Origin of the sequence: Rodentibacter pneumotropicus DSM 21403, from assembly GCF_000379905.1 — a bacterium.
Classification (GTDB): domain Bacteria; phylum Pseudomonadota; class Gammaproteobacteria; order Enterobacterales; family Pasteurellaceae; genus Rodentibacter; species Rodentibacter pneumotropicus.
In genome coordinates this window covers 1-19,896 of the sequence record NZ_KB904044.1, presented here as the reverse complement: position 1 = coordinate 19,896, position 19,896 = coordinate 1, and the positions used below count along the sequence as shown (strand labels likewise).

Sequence of the window (19,896 nt, the reverse complement as noted above, 5' to 3'; positions counted from 1 at the left end):
TACTCATTTTTGCAAAATCAGGATTGATTATTAGAGATAGTACCAATGCCCTAGAGTTATGAATAAATATCAGTTCTGAATGAAGAAAATAGAGAAAATTAGGTTTAAGAGCGGTTATTTTTACGTCATTTTCAGAAATCATGTTTTTACGACAAATGAAAGGAAACGAGTCGTTGTTCTACTGTTTTTTTTCCATAAATTTGTGCCAGCAGCAGTTCCACCGCCCAGTTTCCTGCTTGCTCATAGCCGAAATCAAGGTTTATCAAATTTGGTACGAAATGTTCCAGCAGAGGATTTTGTCCGATGTAAGCAAGAGGGCGCATTGATTGATGTTCTTGTAAATACTTTACCATACCAACCGCAAGGCTCGTGGTGGCGCATAACACGGCATCAAGTGGTTGGGCTAGCTGAGCGCTATGCTGATAGCCTGCTTCAATATCAAGTTCAGTGAGGGCAAAATTAGGCTTGAGTTGGTGCCGGTGACAGAAATCCAAATAACTTTGTGTACGTAATCGCCCTGTTGTTTCGTCTTGGTCATGTATGCCGAGATAGCCAATGTGGCGATATCCTTGAATATAGAATTTATCCATAAGCGCATTAATTGCGCCTTGATCATCATAATAAACGCAAGAAATCTCCTTAAAATAACGGGCGATAACAACCATGTTTCCCTGCCATTGTTGTAATATGTCTTCGGAAAGAGGAGAAAATCCAAATACAATTACGCTATCCACTTGGCGTTGTTTGAATAGATTGAGATGGTGGGCAACTTGTTTTTCGTCAAACTGACTTTCAACAATGATCGGTGTAATTTTTTGGCGGTAAAGTGCGGTCAAAATTGCTCGTAATGTTTGGGATTCGCCACTTGAATTGAGTCTCGAGACAATAATACCGACAACCGGTTCTTGTGCACCACGCATAGCTTGGGCAGAACGGTTTGGGCTGAAACCAACGGAGTCGATGATTGCTTGGACTTTTTGTCTTGTGGTTTCGCTGACTTTGGGATCTTGATTTAATACTCGGGAAACGGTAGATTTTCCCACTTGGCAAAGTTTTGCAATATCCTTAATCGTGTAATTTTTTTCCATCTTGGATTAATTTTTTACAGAGTAAACCTTAAATTTTGAAGTTTGTGCCAATACCTCAAATTTCCCAAAATGTTGTTGCAATAAATCTGGATAGGGTAAGAATGCGTTGGCAACAATGCGGAGTTCTCCCCTTTGATTTAAATGCCATTTGGCCTGAGTAATCAGTGTTTTTACTGCACGATAGGCTGTATCGATACCATCATGGAAAGGGGGATTGGAAATGATTAAATCAAATTTTCCTTCAATATCTGAGAAAACATCGCTGGCAAAAACCGCTCCTTCCAATTGATTTTCCGCAAGGGTTTTCCGGGCGGATTCCAACGCCATAGCGTGAATATCGGCCATCGTGATAGCTGCTTTGGGATTCGCTTTTTTGATTATCGAACCAATCACACCGGCACCACAGCCGAGATCCAGTACTTTGCCTTTGATTGGGTGGTTGAGTGTCGAAAGTAAAAGTGCCGTACCCGCATCTAATTCATTTGCACTGAACACACCCGGTAAACTATGGATTGTTAAGCCTTGTAGTTGAGGATGATGATAGGTTTTCCAATAGGTTTGGAGTGAAAAGTGTGGTCGTTTTTTCAGAGAAAAATGATATAAACCGCAACGGCGTGCGGAATCAATTTTGGCAATATCACCAAAGGGGGCGAGTATTTTTTCCACTGAACGCACACCGCAACGGTTTTCACCGATGATCAGGATTTCTTGTTCCTCGGCTGAGTTGGAAAGGAGTTGCAGAAGTTGGAATTGTACTTCTTGTTTGTTTTTTGTCCAATAATAAACGATAAGATCAGCCTTACCTTGAAATTCAATCGAAAATTTGACCGCACTTTGCATACGGGCATAATCGAAATAGCAGCTCCAAACCTGAACAGATTGGCAATGTTGTGCTAGTTTTTGTGGAAATTGATCGTTAATTCCTCCGGCAAGTAAAACAGACTTATGGTAAAAAAAGGGAAGATGGCGCTCTAAAACTTCGCTTTCAAGGGAAATCACGCTTTGAATCCTGTGGGTTATTGGTTAAAATTAGGTGCTATTCTAGCAAAGATAACTCTAATAGAACATTTTTCATTGGTTTTTAACCAATTTATTACAAGGAATTCTTTTATGAAAAAAATCGTACTTGCGGCAGCAATGGTCAGCTTATTATCAGGTTGTCAGCTCATTGAGCAGATACAAGGTAAAGCGCAAGCCCCTTCTAAGGTTGAAATCACACCGGAGCAGATTGAAATGTTCAAAAAATTAGATGAACAATTTGAACGGGTAAAAAAAGTCGGCACTGAAATTGAGTTTAATGGAGAAAAATATGTGAAACAAACGAGAGCGGTAAAAGGCGATGATCCTCGTTTTATTAGCTTAGCAGTGAGTTTAGATCGTTCAAATCGTAAATCGATCACCAGTGAAACTTTCTATCTAAAAGATCTTTCCCATGTATCGACTTTAACGAATAGATATTTGGATTCCAATAAAAAAGTATGTGATTTGCAAACCTTAAGCTATGGCAGTTCTTCTTACTATGCATGTAATAGTAAGGATTTTCAGCGTTTTATTGCAGTGGTACATTCTGAAAAAAATATTCTGTCATTTCGTAGTCTAAAAGCTTATCAACAAAAATTAACGGAAGCGGAAGAACGTTCGATTATAAAGAGCCTTATGAGCTACCCGTTTGATTCAATTTCTCTCTAATTAAAATGGAAAGACGCAATCTTCTTCTAAAAGAGATGGGGATAACTCAATGGGCGCTTCACCGTCCTGAGGTATTTCAAGGGTTGGTGGGCATTACTGTGGCAGAACATATACGTTTTGTGGTGGTATCCGATGAAAATTTGAGTAAATTTCCTTTATTTGAAGATGTATTAATGAGTCTTCAAATAAAGCAAGAAGATTGCTTATGTTTGAATTATGAACAAATCCAACATCTTGAGTTAAAGCATTCTGTACGCTATTGGCTACTCGCTGAAAACATGGAGAAAATTGACCGCACTTTGCCTTATTGTTTGAATGCTGAAGGCATTTATCGTTCACCGAGCTATCGGGATTTTCAATCTTCACCCTCCGCCAAGCGTGAACTTTGGCAGCAAATTCAACAAGTTTAATATTATGCTTCAAATTTTTACTATTGAAGAATGTGATTTTGAGCGTTTGTATGAGATTGAGCAGCAAGCGCATTTAATGCCTTGGTCTTTGGGAACACTAAAAAATAATCAAGGCGATCGTTATTTGAATCTGAAATTGGTTAAAGATAACCAAATTATAGGGTTTGCAATTTGTCAATTGGTATTGGATGAGGCAACGTTGTTTAATATTGCCATTGAACCGGTTATGCAAGGAAAAGGGTTAGGCACATTCCTTTTGCAGGAACTCATGGAACGGCTTAAAGGAAAGGGGATCCAAACCCTATGGCTTGAAGTGAGGGAATCAAATCCGGCTCGTTGGTTATATGAAAAGCACGGATTTAATGAGGCGGATATCCGTAAAAATTATTATCCATTGCCTGATGGAAAAAGAGAGAATGCCGTTGTAATGGCGTGTTATTTATAAAAGAGTGGGCGTTATTGGAAAGAAATAACGACCACTCTTTTACTAAGTTTCTTGAGCCGGAAAAAGGAATGGATTTATCCCACTACGGGAAAAACCTTTTTCTTCCATTTCCACATCTAAGAAAATAGAGGCTAAATCGTCGGCAACAGTTTCCACATTAGGGTCTTTTTCTTGAAACATCATTTTCAGATAGCTTTCGCAGCTGCCGCAGGTTTCTGCGCGGATCAACGCTAATTCTTCATTTAATGACCACATTTCTAATTTATCGTGACCATTGCAATTGGTACATTGAGCGCGAACCAGATTCCATTCACTTTCACACAATGAGCAATGCAAATAACGTAAACCTTGAGATGTACCAATGTGGACTATGCTTGATATCGGCAGAGAGCTACAGACAGGGCAGAGGTGTAAGTTTTCAGCATTTTCTAGCCGACTATGATGGGGAATTTGTTGCGTTAATTGGAGCCAATAGAGTGAGAGCGCTGCCCAAATAAAAACTGCTTTGTCGCTACTGACCAGATTAAACTCTTCCGCCAACAGCTGATCTGCCATCTGTTCCAGTTCGGCGGTGCCGGCTTTTTCCAGTGATTCAATCGTCGTCAGAACTTGTTCATTTGCTTTTAGTTTTATCTCATGCAAGATTTCGCTGAGATATTCACGCCAAATGCTATTACGTTTGAAGGTTTTTGCATTTAGTGGCTCAACACTGCTTAGATGTTCGAAGCTTTGTTTTTCGAGCGGATTTTTTTCTAAAATATTTAGCTGACTTTCAACTATGTCTGCAACAAAAAGCAAATAATCGGCAAATGGATGTTCTTTTGCCAATTCTCTTAAACGTTTTGCACGACGTTGATAAAGATTTTTAGGGTTGGCAAATAGTATAGCCGGTGTTTCGTAAGAATTTGTTTTTTGTTGCTTAATTTCGGATTCTGATAGAATTTTGATACTCATAATGTCTCTTCAATAACAAAAAGTGCGGTCATTTTTAACCGCACTTTTGGAGCTAGTTTTAGACTTAGCCCGCAATACCTTTAAATAAGGCTTTAGGTTTTTCACCTTTTATTTCACGTTCTCCGTCTTTTTCCAACTCCGGTAGCACTTCTTCACGATACCAACGAGGATGGTGTTTTTTCGCCCAACGAACGGTTACCCAACCTTCCACAATACCGCGAATTGATCCTTTTACCCAAAACGCCATGTACATATGTACCATAATGCCGGTAAATAGCATAAAGGCACTGGCAGAATGGAGAAGGATTGCTATTCTTAGCACCGGAATTGAGAAGTAGTGTGAGAAGTATTGACGCCACATAATGATACCGGATGCTAATAAGGTAAACATTGCCAAGATTAATGTCCAAAACAACATTTTTTGACCAAGATTATATTTTCCGTTATCTGATACGGCGTGTTCATTACCTTTTAATACTTCAGTGATCCCTTTCAACCAACGAATATCATTTTTCTCCGGAACATTGTGATGCCAATATAATGAACATAAGAAAATAAAGGCAATAAACATTAAAAGCCCTGTGAAAGGATGAATTGCCCGAGCAAGTTGAGGGGTTCCCAAAATTTCCGTTAACCAAGCAAAATCAGGGAAAAAGAAAGCCACACCGGTAAACATAGTTAGAAAGAATGAAATGACTAAAAACCAGTGACTTAAACGTGCAGGAATTCGATGACGAACGATACGGGTATCGTTCGTAATTTCAAATTTACTCATCTTTTTTTCCTCCGTGTTTATCTTCGTTTTCAAATTTTTCATGGTGTTCTTCGACATCAGTCTCAACATTTGGACCAACAGTTAAGTAATGGCCAAGCTCAGCTAATGCTAAACCACCCATTGCGACAGCCGCAACCGGTTTTAACACATCTTTCCATAACGTGATACTGAGGTCGATTTGCGGATCTTTCGGGAGACCATTGTAAAGCTCAGGCCTGTCTGCGTGATGTAGCACATACATCACGTGTGTGCCACCGACTCCCGGTGGATCATAAAGCCCTGCCTTTTCATAACCACGCGATTTTAGATCGGCAATGCGTTGTTCCGCATAGATTTTCATTTCTTCTTTTGAACCAAAACGAATCGCACCTGTCGGACAGGTTTTAACACAAGCCGGTTCTTGACCGACAGAAACACGATCGACACAAAGGGTGCATTTATACACACGATTGTCCTCTGGATTCATTCTAGGAATGTTAAATGGACAGCCTGCAATACAATAACCACAGCCGATACATTTATCCGATTGGAAATCCACAATACCATTTTTGTATTGAATGATTGCACCCGGTGCAGGGCAAGCTTTTAAACAGCCCGGTTCAGAGCAATGCATACAACCATCTTTACGAATTAACCATTCTAAACGATCGTTTTCTTCCACTTCATTAAAGCGCATTACCGTCCATGCTTTGGCATTAAGATCAACTGGATTGTCATAAACACCTACGCATTGTGCATTGACATCGGAGCGGATGTCATTCCACTCCGAACACCCCACCTGGCAGGCTTTACAGCCGATACAGGTGGAAACATCAATCAGTTTTGCCACTTCAACTTTGTGATCTCGTGCCTGTGGTGCAGGTGTGAGGTCTGAGGTTGCGGAGACCTTAATAATATCTTGAGATTGTACACCCATCGTTTATACCTCCGCTTTCTCAATATTCACTAGGAATGTTTTATATTCCGGTGTTTGTGTATTTGCTTCACCCCAAGACGGTGTGAGAACGTTAGTGGAGAATCCACGATTGCCTTTACCGTTCAAGGCCTTCATATTCCAGTGAATCGGAATACCCACATGGTGAACAGTTTTGCCATCGATTACCAGTTCTTTCAAACGTTTGGTAACCACAGCAACAGCTTTGATATAACCACGTTTTGATGTGATTTTCACCATATCGCCTTTTTGGATACCTTTTTCGGTAGCCAATTTTTCCCCTATTTCCACAAATTGTTGTGGTTGGGCGATAATATTAAGTGCAGATTGTGCAGTCCAACTGTGGAAATGCTCGGTTAAACGATAAGTAGTCGCCACAAATGGGAACTCTTTATTTGAACCGATAAATTCACGGTCTTCTTTGTAAATGCGCACGGTCGGATCCACCACAACATTTGGATGGAGTGGGTTTGTGTCAATCGGGCTTTCTACCGGCTCATAATGCTCAGGCATTGGACCATTGTTGATTTTATCCACAGCAAATAAACGGCCTACACCTTCGGCAGACATAATAAATGGACCCGTATCGGACCCCGGTGGTTGAGTACCGTAGTCGGCAATATCAAACCAGTTCCAGTTTTTACCGTTCCATTTGATTAACTGACGATGTTTATCCCACGGTTTACCATTAATATCTAAGGAAGCGCGGCTATAAAGCACACGGCGGTTTGCCGGCCATGCAAAGCCCCAACCAATGGTACAACCTAAGCCGGATGGATCCGAATTATCCCGATTAGCGGTTTGGTTACCTTTTTCTGTCCATTGTCCTACGTATAGCCAGTTACCTGATGTGGTGGTACCGTCATCACGTAAATGAGCGAACCCATTGAGTAATTGCCCCTTTTTATACATTAAGTTGCCATTTTGATCATAAAGATCCTCAAGAGCATAACCATTTAATTCTTTCGCTAATTCTTCCGCACTTGGTGAGTGTGGTTGTGCATAATTCCATGTCATGGCTTCAAAAGATTCAATACCAGGACCGGGTTCTTCTTTATAGAGCTTATGCATTTCTTCACGAATCATCGAAAGAATATCTACATCCGGTAGTGCTTCACCCGGTTGGTCGCAACCTTTCCAGTGCCATTGCGCCCAACGTCCGGAGTTGGAGATTGAGCCGTCCTCTTCCGCAAAACAAGTGGTTGGTAAACGGAATACTTCAGTTTGAATTTCAGCAGGATTTACATTGTTTGATTCGCCAAAGTTTTTCCAAAATTCAGAGCTTTCCGTTTGAAGCGGATCGAGTACGATTAAAAATTTTAACTTGCTCATACCGGCAAGGGTTTTATTCTTATTCGGTAATGAGTTCAGTACGTTAAAACCCTGTAAAATCCAACCGTGCAACTTTCCATCATTCATTAATTTAACATGAGTGATAGGGTCGTAAAAACGATCTGTTTTCGGTAAGAAATCAAAGCCCCAGCCATTTTCTTTGGTTGCCTTATCACCATAAAAGGTTTTCATCATGCTCACAAAGAATTTTGAGGTATTACGATAATAGTTGATTTGACTCGGAACAATGTCTTTTGGTGTGATTGCATTGATATACTGCTCGTAAGATGAATCTTTATCGTTTGGCAGACGCATATAGCCAGGTAGGGAGGTTGGTAGCAATCCCATATCTGTCGTACCTTGTACGTTTGAGTGCCCGCGTAATGCGTTAATACCGCCACCCGGCATCCCCATATTACCCAATAACAGCTGGATCATTGCCATTGAGCGAATATTTTGTGTACCGATAGTATGTTCTGTAAAGCCTAACGCATATAAATGCGTCATTGTTTTATTCGGTTTGGCCGTCTCACCGATTTCTTTGCAGATTTCTAAGAACAGTTTTTGTTTTACCCCTGTTACACGTTCGACCATTTCCGGCGTGTAACGGGAAACATGTTCTTTTAATACATTAATCACACAACGCGGATGCTGTAATGTCATATCACGTTTGGCCTGACCATTTTCATCAAATTGGTAATTCCACGTTGATTTGTCATAGCTGCGTTTGTCTGCATCGTAGCCTGAGAATAGCCCGTCTTCAAATTTAAAGCCTTCATCGACTAAGAAAGAGGCGTTAGTGTAGTGTTTAACATATTCGCGCTGAATCTTACCATTTTCCAATAGGTAACGAATCACGCCCATTAAGAACGCAATATCAGAACCTGAACGAATTGGCGCATGAAGATCAGCGACAGAAGCTGTACGGTTGAAGCGTGGATCGATAACGATGATTTTTGCACCGTTTTTCTTCGCTTCAATTGCCCAACGGAAACCTACGGGGTGGGCCTCGGCAGGGTTACCGCCTTGAACAATGATTAAATCGGCATTTTTGATGTCAACCCAGTTGTTTGTCATGGCACCGCGACCAAATGATGGAGCAAGACTTGCTACCGTTGGTCCGTGTCAAGTATTGGCTTGGTTACATACCGGTACCATCCCGAGCATTCGAATCCATTTTTGCGTAAGTAACGCAGCTTCATTGCTCATTGCGGACGCAGTCATAATCCCGGTGGTTGACCAACGGTTTACGGTTTTCCCGTTTGCATCGGTTTCTACAAAATTGGCATCGCGATCATCTTTCATTAAGCGGGCAATGCGTTTGATCGCATCTTGCCAAGAAATACGTTCCCATTTGTCGGAACCCGGAGCGCGATATTGAGGATATAAAGCACGGCTTTCACTGTTTATGTAATCTAGTGCGCCGGCGCCTTTTGGACAGAGAGCACCACGGCTAATTGGATGGTCGGGATCACCTTCAAGGTGAAATAATTTTGAACGAGTATTTGTGCCGGTGTAGCTACTTAAGCCTGTATGAGGTTTGCCTGTACTATAAAGCAGCATACCGCAACTAACGGCACAATATGTACAAGTGTTACGGGATTCATAAGCGCGTAATAATTTATATTCACGCGGTGCCGCCAATGCATTTGCCGGAGCAAAGCCTAACATAGCGGCGGAAGTTCCCGCCATACCACCTGCACAGATCTTAAAGAATTTTCTTCTTGAGACCTGCATAATCACTCCTTTCAACAATAGATTGTTGAGATATTATTGGATAGTAAAGAAATTCATATAGAAAATTTGGTTGATTTCGTTAGAATAACGCCAATCAATAGACTAAATTGCGTATAGAAAAACAGCAATTTGAGTTTGTGTAGGATACCTATTTTTCATCGATAAATCCATAATCAAAATACATTATATCCACAAAATGAGTGACTAAGATCACAAAACTAGAGAAAAAAGTTAACATTTTTATTACATGATTTAATAAGCAGGTCATCAATGAATGGGTTAATTGAACAATCCCTCAATTTTTTTGAAAAACTAAAAACATCAGAAAAATCAACCGCACTTTTACAAACAAAAAACGATTTTCTTGCTGTTGAAACGCCGGTTTCACTTGTTTATAACGGTATTTCTCATGCTGTGATGATGTGTTCTCCGCAAGATTTAGAGGATTTTGCCCTAGGCTTTTCTTTAACGGAAGGTATTATTAATCAACCTGCGGATGTTTATGGTATTGATGTACAAGAAGTATGCAATGGCATTGAAGTACAAATTGAACTTTCCAGCCGCCAATTTATGGCGCTTAAAGTCCATCGACGTAATCTGACAGGGCGTACGGGGTGTGGCATTTGTGGGGCGGAACAACTTAACCAAGTTTATAAAAAGTTGCCTAAATTGGACCGCACTTTTCATTTGGATATAAATTTATTTGATCACTGCCTTTCCACATTGCAAGCACATCAACAGCTGGGCAAACAAACGGGGGCAACTCACGCCTGTGCATTTTTTGATTTGCAAGGCAAAATGCTTGCGATTCGGGAGGATGTTGGTCGTCACGTGGCATTGGATAAACTTCTGGGTTGGCACGTTAAAACGGGGAAGCCACAAGGGTTTGTCGTCACTTCAAGTCGGGCAAGTTATGAAATGGTACAAAAGCTCATTTCATGTGGTGTGGAACTGCTTGTTGCCATTTCTGCCGCAACGGATTTGGCAGTAAAAATAGCGGCAGAGCATCATCTGACATTGATAGGGTTTGCAAGGGAAGGCAAAGGGAATATTTACACCGGAAAAGAGCGGTTGATTTTTTAGGAATTTTTACCGATAAATTGTTTCATTAATTCTGATCGTAAAAAAGACGGGGCTGATTGAGTAGCCTCGTCTTTTTTGCTTAAAAAATTTATTCCCCTTTCACTTCTTTCATCCAGCGATCAATTAAACGTTTCGCTTCTTGGTCAGCGCCAAATCGAATGAAATCAATATCAATTAATTTTAATTTCATCGGATCAGGAAGATTTGGGTGAGCTTTTGCATGGATATTAGTCGGTAACTGATAGGAATCAGCTTCACGCCATGGAATTTCTTGTGCTTCAGCGGAAAGAACAAAATCAATAAAGCGTTTGGCATTTTCTAAATTTCGTCCATTTTTGATGATACTTGCTGCACCCAGTGTATAGCCGATTCCTTCACAAGGCAGAATGCCGACAACCGGTGCGCCTTTATCTTTTTCACGTACATAGGCGTGCATAAAGCTCATATTCACCGCCGTTGCACCGGTCGAAAGATTGCTGGTCGCCATTCCGCTCTTGGTGTATTGGTTGATATTTTTGTTTAAGGCTTTCAAATAGTTGAACGCTTTATCTTCACCCATAATTTCAATTAAGGTCGAGAGAATACTATATCCCGTGCCGGATACACGAGGATCGGGATATTGCACCAAATCTTTAAATTCAGGTTTGAGCAAGTCAGCGTAACATTTGGGATGGGGGATATTTTTTTCGGCAAGCAATTTTTCATTGATTCCCATGCCAAGTTCCATCAGATAAATAATTGACGTGGTATCGCCACGCTCTTCGACCAATTTCTTAAATTGAGGCATGATATTTTTTTGCTCAGGCGAACGATAACTGGCAAGTAAGCCGGCATCCCCTGCTTGAAGATGGGGCTCAAAAGTTCCGCCATACCAAACATCCGCTTGGGGATTGTCTTTTTCTGCTTTAAGTTTACCTAGCACAGTACCGGTGCTATGACGTACAAATTGTGTTTCAACATTGTATTTTTTACTAAATGCTTGAGACACTTTCTCACAAGTGGTGTTTTGAACGCTGCAATAAACAACGAGCTTGCCTTGTGCCTCAGCGTGATTGGGGAAACTAAAACCTAAAAGGGTGCAAAGTGCGGTCAATTTTAAGGTAGTTTTTAAATAAGCATAGTGGGTCATCATCATCCTTACTTATTATTAATCAAAGAAAAAAGTAAGTCAGCCCTTGAGCAAGAGGAGATTAGTTTCCTACGTCAGTGCTAACTGCTTCAGGTTCACGGGTATCTCTCAGCGATTTTCGCACCCCGACTAACTGAGCCAAAACTATAAGCTGTTGCTCTATTTTTGTAAAGTCTGATCTGTTTATTGTTCGTGTCGTTGTGGTATTGAAAAATAATGTCTATAATGACTGTAAATTTAAACAGATGAAATAATGTTATGGATATTTCTGAATTACTTGATGGTTTGAATGATAAACAACGTGAGGCGGTGACGGCACCACTTGGTAATTATTTAGTCTTGGCAGGAGCGGGCAGTGGTAAAACCCGTGTATTGACCCATCGTATTGCCTGGTTGGTGGCAGTGGAGAATATTTCTGAAGGTAGCATTATGGCGGTGACTTTCACCAATAAAGCCGCAGCGGAAATGCGTCACCGTATTCAAACCACGCTGAGTCAATATTCCAACTCAAATTTATTTGGTATGTGGATTGGCACCTTTCATAGTATTGCTCATCGTTTATTGCGTGCGCACCATTTAGATGTTGGATTGCCGCAAGATTTTCAAATTTTAGATTCAGAAGATCAACTTCGTTTAGTTAAACGTTTGTTGAAATTACATAATTTTGATGAAAAAGCCTTTCCGCCTAAACAGGCTTGTTGGTACATCAATAATAAAAAAGATGAAGGCTTACGACCACAAGAGATCGAGGATTTTAATGATCGCCAAGAGCGTGAATGGATTAAAATTTATCAGATTTATCAAGATACTTGTGACCGTGCAGGTTTGGTTGATTTTGCTGAATTATTAATTCGTGCTTATGAATTATTTGCTAAAAAGCCTGTGATTTTGCAGCGTTATCAGCAACGTTTTCAGCATATTTTGGTGGATGAATTTCAAGATACCAATAAAATTCAATATCAATGGCTTAAAATTTTTGCAGGGCAAACAGGCAAGGTGATGATTGTGGGTGATGATGACCAGTCTATCTATGGCTGGCGTGGTGCTCAGATTGAAAATATCCAAAAATTCCTCAAAGATTTCAAAGGCGAAACCATACGCCTTGAGCAAAATTATCGCTCTACCGCCAATATTCTAAATAGTGCGAATGAATTAATTGCCAATAATGCGGATCGTCTCGGTAAGAATTTATGGACAGAAGGGGAAAAGGGAGAGCCTGTTGGTATTTACGCAGCGTTCAATGAGCTTGATGAAGCTAAATTTGTGGCATCCCAAATTCAAGACTGGGTTGAAAATGGAGGGAAATTGGATGATTGTGCGGTGCTTTATCGTAGCAACAGCCAATCCCGTGTAATTGAAGAAGCCTTAATCCGTTGTCAAATTCCTTACCGTATTTATGGTGGAATGCGATTCTTTGAACGCCAAGAAATTAAAGATGCTTTAGCTTATTTACGATTGATCAATAACCGCCAAGATGATGCGGCTTTTGAACGCGTTATTAATACGCCATCGCGCGGTATTGGTGATCGCACCTTAAATATCTTGAGAAATCTAACCCGCGAACGACAAATTACCTTATGGCAAGCGATACAGATTGCTATACACGAAAATATGCTTACGGGACGAGCGTCCACCGCATTACTGCGCTTTCAAGAGTTAATTAATTCGTTGCAACAAGATACTTTTAAAATGCCGCTTTTTGCCCAAACGGATTTTGTGATTAAACATTCCGGCTTGTATGATATGTATAAGCAGGAAAAAGGTGAAAAGGGAGAAGTACGGATAGAAAACTTGGAGGAGTTGGTTACCGCTACTCGTGAGTTTGTGAAACCGGATGATGCCGATGAGATGACGGAGCTTACTGCCTTTTTAACCCATGCCTCCCTTGAAGCTGGTGAGGAACAGGCATCGCCACACCAATCTTGTGTGGAAATGATGACACTACATTCAGCCAAAGGGTTAGAATTTCCACGGGTATTTATGGTAGGAGTGGAAGAAGGATTATTTCCAAGTTTCCGTTCTTTTGAAGAGCCGGGACGCTTAGAAGAAGAACGCCGTTTGGCTTATGTAGGCATCACGAGAGCGAAGCAAAAACTCACTATTTCCTATGCGGAAAGCCGCCGTTTGTATGCAAAAGAAGAGCGACATTTGCTCTCCCGTTTTATCGCAGAGTTACCACAAGAGTGTATCCAAGAAGTTCGTTTGCGGGGAACGGTTACACGAGCGATGAATTTAGCTAAAGTCGGATCGTTGGCACAGTCCACAGAAAGTGAAAACGAATGGAAAATGGGACAAAAAGTCAAACATGAAAAATTTGGTTTCGGCACGGTGATTAATGTCGAGGGGAGCGATAATAACACAAGATTACAAATTGCGTTCCAAGCTCAAGGTATCAAGTGGTTGATTGCCCATTTGGCAAAATTGGAGAAAGTGCGGTAGATTTTATTCCCACATTAGATTCAACAATGAAAATTTGCATATTCTGGAAAAGAATGACTAATAACAATTGGTGATTTGGAAAAATTGAAAAAAGTGCGGTAGAATCCAAAAGTGTTTTATTTTGGGGCTAAAGGCTTATTTTAAAAGTGCGGTGAAAATGACCGCACTTTTCCTTTCTAGTACAGAGTGATTGAATGTTTAAATTTATCTTCAAACGAATTTTAATGGTGATTCCAACCTTTATCGCCATTACTTTTGTTACCTTTGCCCTCGTGCATTTTATTCCGGGTGATCCGGTCGAAATTATGATGGGCGAACGTGGGCTAACGCCTGAGGTTCATCAGCAAATGATGCATCAGTTGGGTTTAGATCTTCCCTTATATCAGCAATATCTCGACTATATCGGCAATGTGATCCAAGGGGATTTTGGTGCTTCATTTCGTACACAACAGCCTGTTCTTACAGAGTTCTTTACTCTTTTCCCCGCCACGGCTGAGTTGGCTTTTTTTGCACTGTTTTGGTCGTTACTCGGTGGCGTGATTCTCGGTACAATCGCTGCGGTAAAAAAAGACAGCTGGATTTCTCATACAGTGACCACCATTTCATTGACCGGTTATTCAATGCCGATTTTTTGGTGGGGCTTAATCCTTATTTTATATGTGTCTCCTTCCCTTGGCTTACCGCAAGGGGGACGTTTAGAGAACGATTTTTGGATCGATACACCAACAGGTTTTATGCTGATTGATACTTGGCTTTCCGGTGTACCGGGTACCTTTGAAAATGCGGTGAAATCCTTGATTTTGCCGGCGATTGTATTAGGCACAATCCCCCTTGCGATTATTACTCGGATGACCCGTTCTGCTATGTTGGAAGTGTTAGGCGAAGATTATATTCGTACGGCTAAAGCGAAAGGGCTAAGTTATACACGCATTGTGATTATACATGCTTTGCGTAATGCGTTGATTCCGGTGGTGACTGTGGTGGGATTAATTGTCGGTCAATTGCTTTCCGGTGCGGTATTGACGGAAACGATTTTCTCGTGGCCGGGTATTGGCAAATGGATTATCGATGCTATTCATGCTCGGGATTATCCCGTACTACAGGGCTCCGTTTTAATTATTGCTACGATTATTATTGTGGTGAATTTAACCATTGATTTACTTTACGGCGTGGTGAATCCGCGTATTCGTCATTAATTGTGGGAGAAAAAATGACAGACACGACGTCAATGCTAGCGCCTAGAACACCCCTACAAGAATTTTGGTTTTATTTTAATCAAAATCGAGGGGCGCTTATCGGGTTAATTTTTATTTTAATGGTGGTATTAATCAGCCTATTTGCCCCCTATATTGCCCCTTTTGATCCGGCTGAACAAAATCGCACCGCACTATTATTACCTCCGGCTTGGTATGAAGGTGGCAATGTGACTTATTTACTCGGTACTGATGATATCGGTCGCGATATTCTCTCACGTATTATTTATGGCACCAGAATTTCAGTTTTTGCCGGATTTGGCATTGTGCTCATTTCTTGTTTATTAGGCACGAGCTTGGGCTTGGTTGCAGGGTATTATGGTGGCGCATTAGATACGCTTATTGTGCGTTTAATTGATATTATGCTCGCCATTCCAAACTTATTGCTGATCATTGTTGTCGTCTCGATCTTAGAGCCTTCTTTGGTGAACGCTACGCTGGCTATTGCAGTGGTGTCTATTCCAAGTTATGTCCGTTTAACCCGTGCCGCTGTGCTGAATGAAAAAAATCGAGATTATGTGACTTCATCTAAGGTGGCAGGAGCGGGTGTGTTACGTCTGATGTTTATCGTTATTTTGCCTAACTGTTTAGCCCCCCTTATTGTGCAAATGACCATGGGAATTTCTAATGCGATTTTAGAGCTTGCTACCCTTGGTTTCCTTGGTATTGGTGCTAAACCGCCGACACCGGAATTAGGCACTATGCTTTCCGAAGCACGTAGTTTTATGCAGGCGGCTAATTGGTTGGTCACTATTCCGGGTTTAGTGATTTTATCCTTGGTACTGGCGTTTAATTTAATGGGTGACGGTTTACGTGATGCCCTCGATCCAAAACTGAAACAATAGGGGGGCAGAATGGCATTATTAGAAGTAAAAGAACTTTCTGTTCATTTCGGTGAGAAAAAAAACGCCTTTAAAGCCGTAGATCGGGTGAGTTACCAAGTGGAGCAAGGTGAAGTGCTAGGTATTGTCGGTGAATCCGGTTCAGGTAAATCAGTGAGTTCCCTTGCGATTATGGGATTAATTGATTATCAGGGACGGGTTTCTGCTGATTCTTTAGTATTTGAAGATAAAGATTTATTAACACTGAGTGACAAAGACAAACGATCCTTGATTGGAGCGGATGTGACAATGATTTTCCAAGATCCGATGACCAGTCTAAATCCAGCCTATACGGTAGGTTTCCAAATTATGGAAGCACTAAAAGTCCACGAAGGAGGATCAAAACAATCACGTCGTGAACGCACTTTGGAATTATTACGTTTGGTGGGTATTCCTGATCCGGAATCACGTATTGATGTTTATTCCCACCAACTTTCCGGTGGGATGAGCCAACGTGTGATGATTGCCATGGCGATTGCGTGTAAGCCAAAACTATTGATTGCCGATGAGCCGACCACTGCATTAGATGTCACGATTCAAGCGCAAATTGTGGATTTATTACTTGATTTACAGAAAAAAGAATGTATGTCGTTAATTTTAATTACCCACGATCTTGCACTCGTTGCCGAAGCTGCTCATCGAATTGTGGTGATGTATGCCGGTCAAGTGGTTGAAGAAGGGCGTGCTGAGGATATTTTCCGTGAACCTAAACATCCTTATACGCAAGCATTATTGCGATCTTTACCTGAATTTGCAGAAGGAAAATCACGCTTGCAGTCGTTATCGGGTGTCGTTCCGGGGCGTTATGACCGACCAAGCGGATGTTTATTGAATCCTCGTTGTCCTTATGCAGAGGAATATTGTCGCCAAGTTGAACCTGAATTGCATCAGATCGATAATCGTAAAGTGAAATGCCATACGCCACTGAATTCCAATGGTGAGCCGGTTATTGGCGTAAAGGAAAAGAATCAATGACAAATCATATCAAAGACAATGCTCCTTTACTGAGTGCAATCGGGTTAAAAAAATATTATCCAGTTAAAAAAGGCTTATTTGCAAAAACTCAGCAGGTAAAGGCTTTAGACGGGGTTTCTTTTCAATTAGAGCGAGGGAAAACCCTTGCTGTAGTGGGGGAGTCCGGTTGTGGTAAATCCACGTTGGGGCGTTTACTTACAATGATTGAACAGCCTACAGAGGGCGAATTGTATTACAACGGACAGAATTTTTTAGAGAATAATTCGGAAATCAAAACCTTACGCCGTAAAAAAATTCAAATTGTTTTCCAAAATCCTTATGCCTCATTGAATCCTCGTAAGAAAATCGGTTCAATTTTGGAAGAGCCGTTAATCATCAATACAAAACTTTCTGCTCAAGAGCGGAAGGTAAAAGTCCTGTCTATCATGGAAAAAGTGGGCTTACGTCCGGAATTTTATGATCGCTATCCTCATATGTTTTCCGGAGGACAACGCCAGCGTATCGCGATTGCGCGTGGCTTAATGTTAGAACCGGATGTTGTGGTGGCAGATGAGCCGGTATCTGCGTTAGACGTTTCTGTACGGGCGCAAGTGCTTAATCTTATGATGGATTTACAGGATGAATTAGGGCTTTCTTATGTGTTTATTTCCCACGATCTTTCTGTGGTGGAACATATTGCCGATGAGGTGATGGTGATGTATCTTGGACGTTGTGTGGAAAAAGGCACAACAAAGCAGATTTTTTCTAATCCGCAACATCCTTACACACAGGCTTTACTTTCTGCTACGCCTCGTCTTTCTGCTAATTTGCGAAGAGAGCGCATTAAACTTGGCGGCGAATTGCCAAGCCCAATTAATCCGCCAAAAGGCTGTGCCTTTAGTCCCCGTTGTTGGAAGGCCACAGAAAAATGCCGTGAAGAAAAGCCTTCCCTTGAACAATATGATGGCGGAAAGCAGATTTCCTGTTTCCACATTGAGTAGTAAAATACGAAGAAAAATGACCGCACTTGAGGCTAGAGCAGATTGCTGAACGAAAAAAGTGCGGTCGTTTTTTTGACTATTTTGTCGGTTTTTTGGGCAAACCTGTTTCTAAATCCAGTCCGTTATCCACCCGAAGTCCGGCTTGGTTTGCCAGTTTCATCATCAGCACCTCACTGGGTTTGGGTGGTGCCTCTCCTTCAAACCAACGCTGGAAAGCAATTTTGCCGTCCCATTCGGGTAAGGGGGAGGGAGGTAATGGTACAATCTCATCTAGATCCGGAACTTTGGGTTGGAGGTAGTCTTTATAAGCTAAATATTTCCAAATAGATTTATATCGACGGGAGCATTCATTGTCTTCTTTAAGATTAAATTATCTAAGTATTTTTCTTCTTGTGTTATTAAAGACCCTAGCTAAAATATTTGCAGAAAGAGAGCTCCCATTTTCCCCCCCTGATGAAAAGCCTCTAATGCTTGTTGATATTCTTTCTAATCTAAGTCCTAACATTTCAGAAGCATCGCCTAATCCTTGCCCTGAAGCACAGGCTCGTAGCTGATCGATTAATTTTATGCGCATTTCTGATGTTTTTTCATCATTTATGCCGCCGAGTATGTCAGATACAAAATATTGCGCTTCCCGACTTCCCAAATCCGCCGCTTTGCGTAGATAAGCATATTTCCCGTCTTTTTCCGTACGTACCCCATAACCTACATCTAAATAACCATAAAGATTGTAATAAGCGGTTGCCGGTAATTGTTTTGCTTTAAGCTCGGCAATGTCCTTTTCAAGGCGTTTGATTTCTTGTTCATTGGCTTGATATTTCGCCTCCGCTGCCGCGCGTCCTTCCGGGGTCGGTGATATCATTTTTTGATTATACAAAACCGCTTCATAGCCCTTGCATACAGCCAACTCAAATTCCAACTTCTGTTGTTTAATCGCTCTTGCCACGTTCGGCATCATATCTTGCTTACCCAATAATTTGAACATTTCATTCGTGGTGTAAGTGCCTACGCCAATCCCGCTATCCGAGGAATTGGTCACGGTAAACTAATGAATCGGCTCTTCCGTCCGCCATTTTTCATTTTCTCCCAATGGGCGATAAATTCCCTCACTAACGGTGGAAAACGAAAATATTGATTTTCCGTGTAAATATATCTGGTAGTCTGTTTAATGTTTTTTAAATAGACCTTCATAATGTCTTCAACATCCGGCTGTTCATAGGTGCTCAGGATTTGTGCCATCAGGAGTTTGCTGTTTTCAACCAACGAGGGATTAGGCGGATAGTGTTCACGGGTAAAGGTATTACGCTGTGCTGTTAAGTTCGTCTCAATAGCCTCCTTCCCCCATTGTTTATTGTTTTTCCTGTCCCAAGATTGGCAAAAGTTATGGTTGATATCCCATAATACTTGCCCTGTACGATGCCGGAGACATATTGAAACGGGGATTGCTACAATTTAGTATTTATACTTTTTAATGAACTTTCTCAACTTATTGGAATGATAAAACTTCATACATTGTGTTAATGATCATGCAAAAATGCGCCAGGCTGATGCAGTAAGATCATCGAAAAGTGATCCACTGCATCTTTTGATAAACTCCTTGTTATTTAAACAGGGAATAACCTGGTATGCTTTGCATGGAAACCATCTTAAAAATACGTCGCCTTTATCATAAAGAGGGGCTTTCTCAGCGTAAAATCGCTGAAAAACTTCGACTCAGCCGTCGTACCGTCAAAAAATATCTCAATATGATTGAGATTCCCAACTATCAACGTCAACACACCGATTCACCTAA

20 protein-coding genes and 1 riboswitch are annotated in these 19,896 nt (G+C 41.1%); of the genes, 10 read left to right on the top strand and 10 right to left on the bottom strand.

The features are described 5' to 3' along the window. Positions 1 to 146 precede the first annotated feature (146 nt). Positions 147 to 1,088, bottom strand: a complete 942-nt coding sequence (locus A3GE_RS0103640) for a LacI family DNA-binding transcriptional regulator (RefSeq protein WP_018355921.1) — start codon at positions 1,086 to 1,088, stop codon at positions 147 to 149. 6 nt (positions 1,089 to 1,094) lie between these two features. Then, positions 1,095 to 2,087, bottom strand: a complete 993-nt coding sequence (gene rsmC, locus A3GE_RS0103635) for a 16S rRNA (guanine(1207)-N(2))-methyltransferase RsmC (protein ID WP_018355920.1) — start codon at positions 2,085 to 2,087, stop codon at positions 1,095 to 1,097. 111 nt (positions 2,088 to 2,198) lie between these two features. Between rsmC and A3GE_RS0103630 the strand changes: the two genes are divergently transcribed. From A3GE_RS0103630 to rimI, 3 genes are read left to right on the top strand one after another with little or no spacing between them, the layout of a single operon-like run. Next, positions 2,199 to 2,777: a hypothetical protein gene (locus A3GE_RS0103630; protein ID WP_018355919.1), complete on the top strand. Its 579-nt coding sequence runs from the start codon at positions 2,199 to 2,201 to the stop codon at positions 2,775 to 2,777. A gap of 5 nt (positions 2,778 to 2,782) precedes the next feature. Further along, positions 2,783 to 3,187: a DNA polymerase III subunit psi gene (gene holD, locus A3GE_RS0103625; protein ID WP_026215373.1), complete on the top strand. Its 405-nt coding sequence runs from the start codon at positions 2,783 to 2,785 to the stop codon at positions 3,185 to 3,187. Between the two features lie 4 nt (positions 3,188 to 3,191). After that, the gene (rimI, locus tag A3GE_RS0103620; protein WP_018355917.1) at positions 3,192 to 3,632 is read left to right on the top strand and encodes a ribosomal protein S18-alanine N-acetyltransferase; all 441 of its coding nucleotides are present in this window, start codon (positions 3,192 to 3,194) and stop codon (positions 3,630 to 3,632) included. Between the two features lie 42 nt (positions 3,633 to 3,674). Here the strand turns inward: rimI and fdhE are convergent, their stop codons facing one another. The 4 genes from fdhE to fdnG form a co-directional block, all read right to left on the bottom strand. Next, on the bottom strand, positions 3,675 to 4,586 hold the full coding sequence (gene fdhE / locus A3GE_RS0103615) for a formate dehydrogenase accessory protein FdhE (RefSeq protein ID WP_018355916.1): 912 nt from the start codon (positions 4,584 to 4,586) through the stop codon (positions 3,675 to 3,677). Between the two features lie 64 nt (positions 4,587 to 4,650). Then, positions 4,651 to 5,361, bottom strand: coding sequence for a formate dehydrogenase subunit gamma (locus tag A3GE_RS0103610; RefSeq protein WP_018355915.1), 711 nt, complete (start codon positions 5,359 to 5,361; stop codon positions 4,651 to 4,653). Beyond that, positions 5,354 to 6,277 carry a formate dehydrogenase subunit beta gene (fdxH, locus tag A3GE_RS0103605; protein ID WP_018355914.1) on the bottom strand — a complete coding sequence of 308 codons (924 nt, stop codon included), beginning with the start codon at positions 6,275 to 6,277 and terminating at the stop codon, positions 5,354 to 5,356. Before fdxH ends, A3GE_RS0103610 begins: the two co-directional genes overlap by 8 nt. 3 nt (positions 6,278 to 6,280) lie before the next feature. Beyond that, positions 6,281 to 9,364 carry a formate dehydrogenase-N subunit alpha gene (fdnG, locus tag A3GE_RS0103600; RefSeq protein ID WP_136125928.1) on the bottom strand — a complete coding sequence of 1,028 codons (3,084 nt, stop codon included), beginning with the start codon at positions 9,362 to 9,364 and terminating at the stop codon, positions 6,281 to 6,283. A 270-nt stretch (positions 9,365 to 9,634) separates the two neighbouring features. On the opposite strand from fdnG, the gene fdhD reads away from it, so the two are divergent. Beyond that, a complete protein-coding gene (gene fdhD / locus A3GE_RS0103590; protein ID WP_018355911.1) occupies positions 9,635 to 10,447 on the top strand; it encodes a formate dehydrogenase accessory sulfurtransferase FdhD in 813 nt (270 codons plus the stop codon). An 88-nt stretch (positions 10,448 to 10,535) separates the two neighbouring features. Here fdhD and A3GE_RS0103585 read toward each other — a convergent pair whose 3' ends face one another. Continuing rightward, complete coding sequence (locus tag A3GE_RS0103585; RefSeq protein ID WP_018355910.1) at positions 10,536 to 11,576, bottom strand: ABC transporter substrate-binding protein; 1,041 nt, start codon at positions 11,574 to 11,576, stop codon at positions 10,536 to 10,538. Positions 11,577 to 11,625: 49 nt separating this feature from the next. Beyond that, a riboswitch (TPP riboswitch) is annotated at positions 11,626 to 11,714 on the bottom strand. A gap of 120 nt (positions 11,715 to 11,834) precedes the next feature. On the opposite strand from A3GE_RS0103585, the gene uvrD reads away from it, so the two are divergent. The 5 genes from uvrD to A3GE_RS0103560 all read left to right on the top strand — a co-directional run bounded on the left by uvrD (position 11,835) and on the right by A3GE_RS0103560 (position 18,104). Continuing rightward, positions 11,835 to 14,015 carry a DNA helicase II gene (gene uvrD / locus A3GE_RS0103580; protein ID WP_018355909.1) on the top strand — a complete coding sequence of 727 codons (2,181 nt, stop codon included), beginning with the start codon at positions 11,835 to 11,837 and terminating at the stop codon, positions 14,013 to 14,015. Positions 14,016 to 14,209: 194 nt separating this feature from the next. After that, on the top strand, positions 14,210 to 15,211 hold the full coding sequence (locus A3GE_RS0103575) for an ABC transporter permease subunit (protein ID WP_018355908.1): 1,002 nt from the start codon (positions 14,210 to 14,212) through the stop codon (positions 15,209 to 15,211). 14 nt (positions 15,212 to 15,225) lie between these two features. Beyond that, positions 15,226 to 16,113, top strand: a complete 888-nt coding sequence (locus tag A3GE_RS0103570) for an ABC transporter permease subunit (protein ID WP_018355907.1) — start codon at positions 15,226 to 15,228, stop codon at positions 16,111 to 16,113. 9 nt (positions 16,114 to 16,122) lie between these two features. Beyond that, positions 16,123 to 17,124 carry a dipeptide ABC transporter ATP-binding protein gene (gene dppD, locus A3GE_RS0103565; RefSeq protein WP_018355906.1) on the top strand — a complete coding sequence of 334 codons (1,002 nt, stop codon included), beginning with the start codon at positions 16,123 to 16,125 and terminating at the stop codon, positions 17,122 to 17,124. Continuing rightward, positions 17,121 to 18,104 (top strand): peptide ABC transporter ATP-binding protein, encoded by a 984-nt coding sequence (locus tag A3GE_RS0103560; RefSeq protein ID WP_018355905.1) that lies wholly within the window; start codon positions 17,121 to 17,123, stop codon positions 18,102 to 18,104. The genes dppD and A3GE_RS0103560 overlap by 4 nt, the downstream gene beginning before the upstream one ends. Before the next feature lie 76 nt (positions 18,105 to 18,180). Here the strand turns inward: A3GE_RS0103560 and A3GE_RS12530 are convergent, their stop codons facing one another. From A3GE_RS12530 to A3GE_RS12340, 3 genes are read right to left on the bottom strand one after another with little or no spacing between them, the layout of a single operon-like run. Continuing rightward, entirely contained in the window at positions 18,181 to 18,429 is a 249-nt protein-coding gene (locus A3GE_RS12530; RefSeq protein WP_077658213.1) for a DUF6396 domain-containing protein, read from the bottom strand. A gap of 45 nt (positions 18,430 to 18,474) precedes the next feature. Continuing rightward, a complete protein-coding gene (locus A3GE_RS12525) occupies positions 18,475 to 19,143 on the bottom strand; it encodes an SEL1-like repeat protein (protein ID WP_018355904.1) in 669 nt (222 codons plus the stop codon). Further along, positions 19,140 to 19,343 carry a hypothetical protein gene (locus A3GE_RS12340; RefSeq protein ID WP_026215372.1) on the bottom strand — a complete coding sequence of 68 codons (204 nt, stop codon included), beginning with the start codon at positions 19,341 to 19,343 and terminating at the stop codon, positions 19,140 to 19,142. Before A3GE_RS12340 ends, A3GE_RS12525 begins: the two co-directional genes overlap by 4 nt. A 386-nt stretch (positions 19,344 to 19,729) precedes the next feature. Here A3GE_RS12340 and A3GE_RS11025 point away from each other — a divergent pair. Next, the coding region (locus A3GE_RS11025; protein WP_033259695.1) for an HTH domain-containing protein at positions 19,730 to 19,896 on the top strand (167 nt) is incomplete at its 3' end.

What these genes read in the sequence shown, in the direction of transcription:
- A3GE_RS0103640 (WP_018355921.1), bottom strand. Translation starts at nt 1,088, where the DNA reads ATGGAAAAAAATTACACGATTAAGGATATTGCAAAACTTTGCCAAGTG.
- A3GE_RS0103630 (WP_018355919.1), top strand. Translation starts at nt 2,199, where the DNA reads ATGAAAAAAATCGTACTTGCGGCAGCAATGGTCAGCTTATTATCAGGT.
- holD (WP_026215373.1), top strand. Translation starts at nt 2,783, where the DNA reads ATGGAAAGACGCAATCTTCTTCTAAAAGAGATGGGGATAACTCAATGG.
- rimI (WP_018355917.1), top strand. Translation starts at nt 3,192, where the DNA reads ATGCTTCAAATTTTTACTATTGAAGAATGTGATTTTGAGCGTTTGTAT.
- fdhE (WP_018355916.1), bottom strand. Translation starts at nt 4,586, where the DNA reads ATGAGTATCAAAATTCTATCAGAATCCGAAATTAAGCAACAAAAAACA.
- A3GE_RS0103610 (WP_018355915.1), bottom strand. Translation starts at nt 5,361, where the DNA reads ATGAGTAAATTTGAAATTACGAACGATACCCGTATCGTTCGTCATCGA.
- fdxH (WP_018355914.1), bottom strand. Translation starts at nt 6,277, where the DNA reads ATGGGTGTACAATCTCAAGATATTATTAAGGTCTCCGCAACCTCAGAC.
- fdhD (WP_018355911.1), top strand. Translation starts at nt 9,635, where the DNA reads ATGAATGGGTTAATTGAACAATCCCTCAATTTTTTTGAAAAACTAAAA.
- A3GE_RS0103585 (WP_018355910.1), bottom strand. Translation starts at nt 11,576, where the DNA reads ATGACCCACTATGCTTATTTAAAAACTACCTTAAAATTGACCGCACTT.
- uvrD (WP_018355909.1), top strand. Translation starts at nt 11,835, where the DNA reads ATGGATATTTCTGAATTACTTGATGGTTTGAATGATAAACAACGTGAG.
- A3GE_RS0103575 (WP_018355908.1), top strand. Translation starts at nt 14,210, where the DNA reads ATGTTTAAATTTATCTTCAAACGAATTTTAATGGTGATTCCAACCTTT.
- A3GE_RS0103570 (WP_018355907.1), top strand. Translation starts at nt 15,226, where the DNA reads ATGACAGACACGACGTCAATGCTAGCGCCTAGAACACCCCTACAAGAA.
- dppD (WP_018355906.1), top strand. Translation starts at nt 16,123, where the DNA reads ATGGCATTATTAGAAGTAAAAGAACTTTCTGTTCATTTCGGTGAGAAA.
- A3GE_RS0103560 (WP_018355905.1), top strand. Translation starts at nt 17,121, where the DNA reads ATGACAAATCATATCAAAGACAATGCTCCTTTACTGAGTGCAATCGGG.
- A3GE_RS12340 (WP_026215372.1), bottom strand. Translation starts at nt 19,343, where the DNA reads ATGGCACAAATCCTGAGCACCTATGAACAGCCGGATGTTGAAGACATT.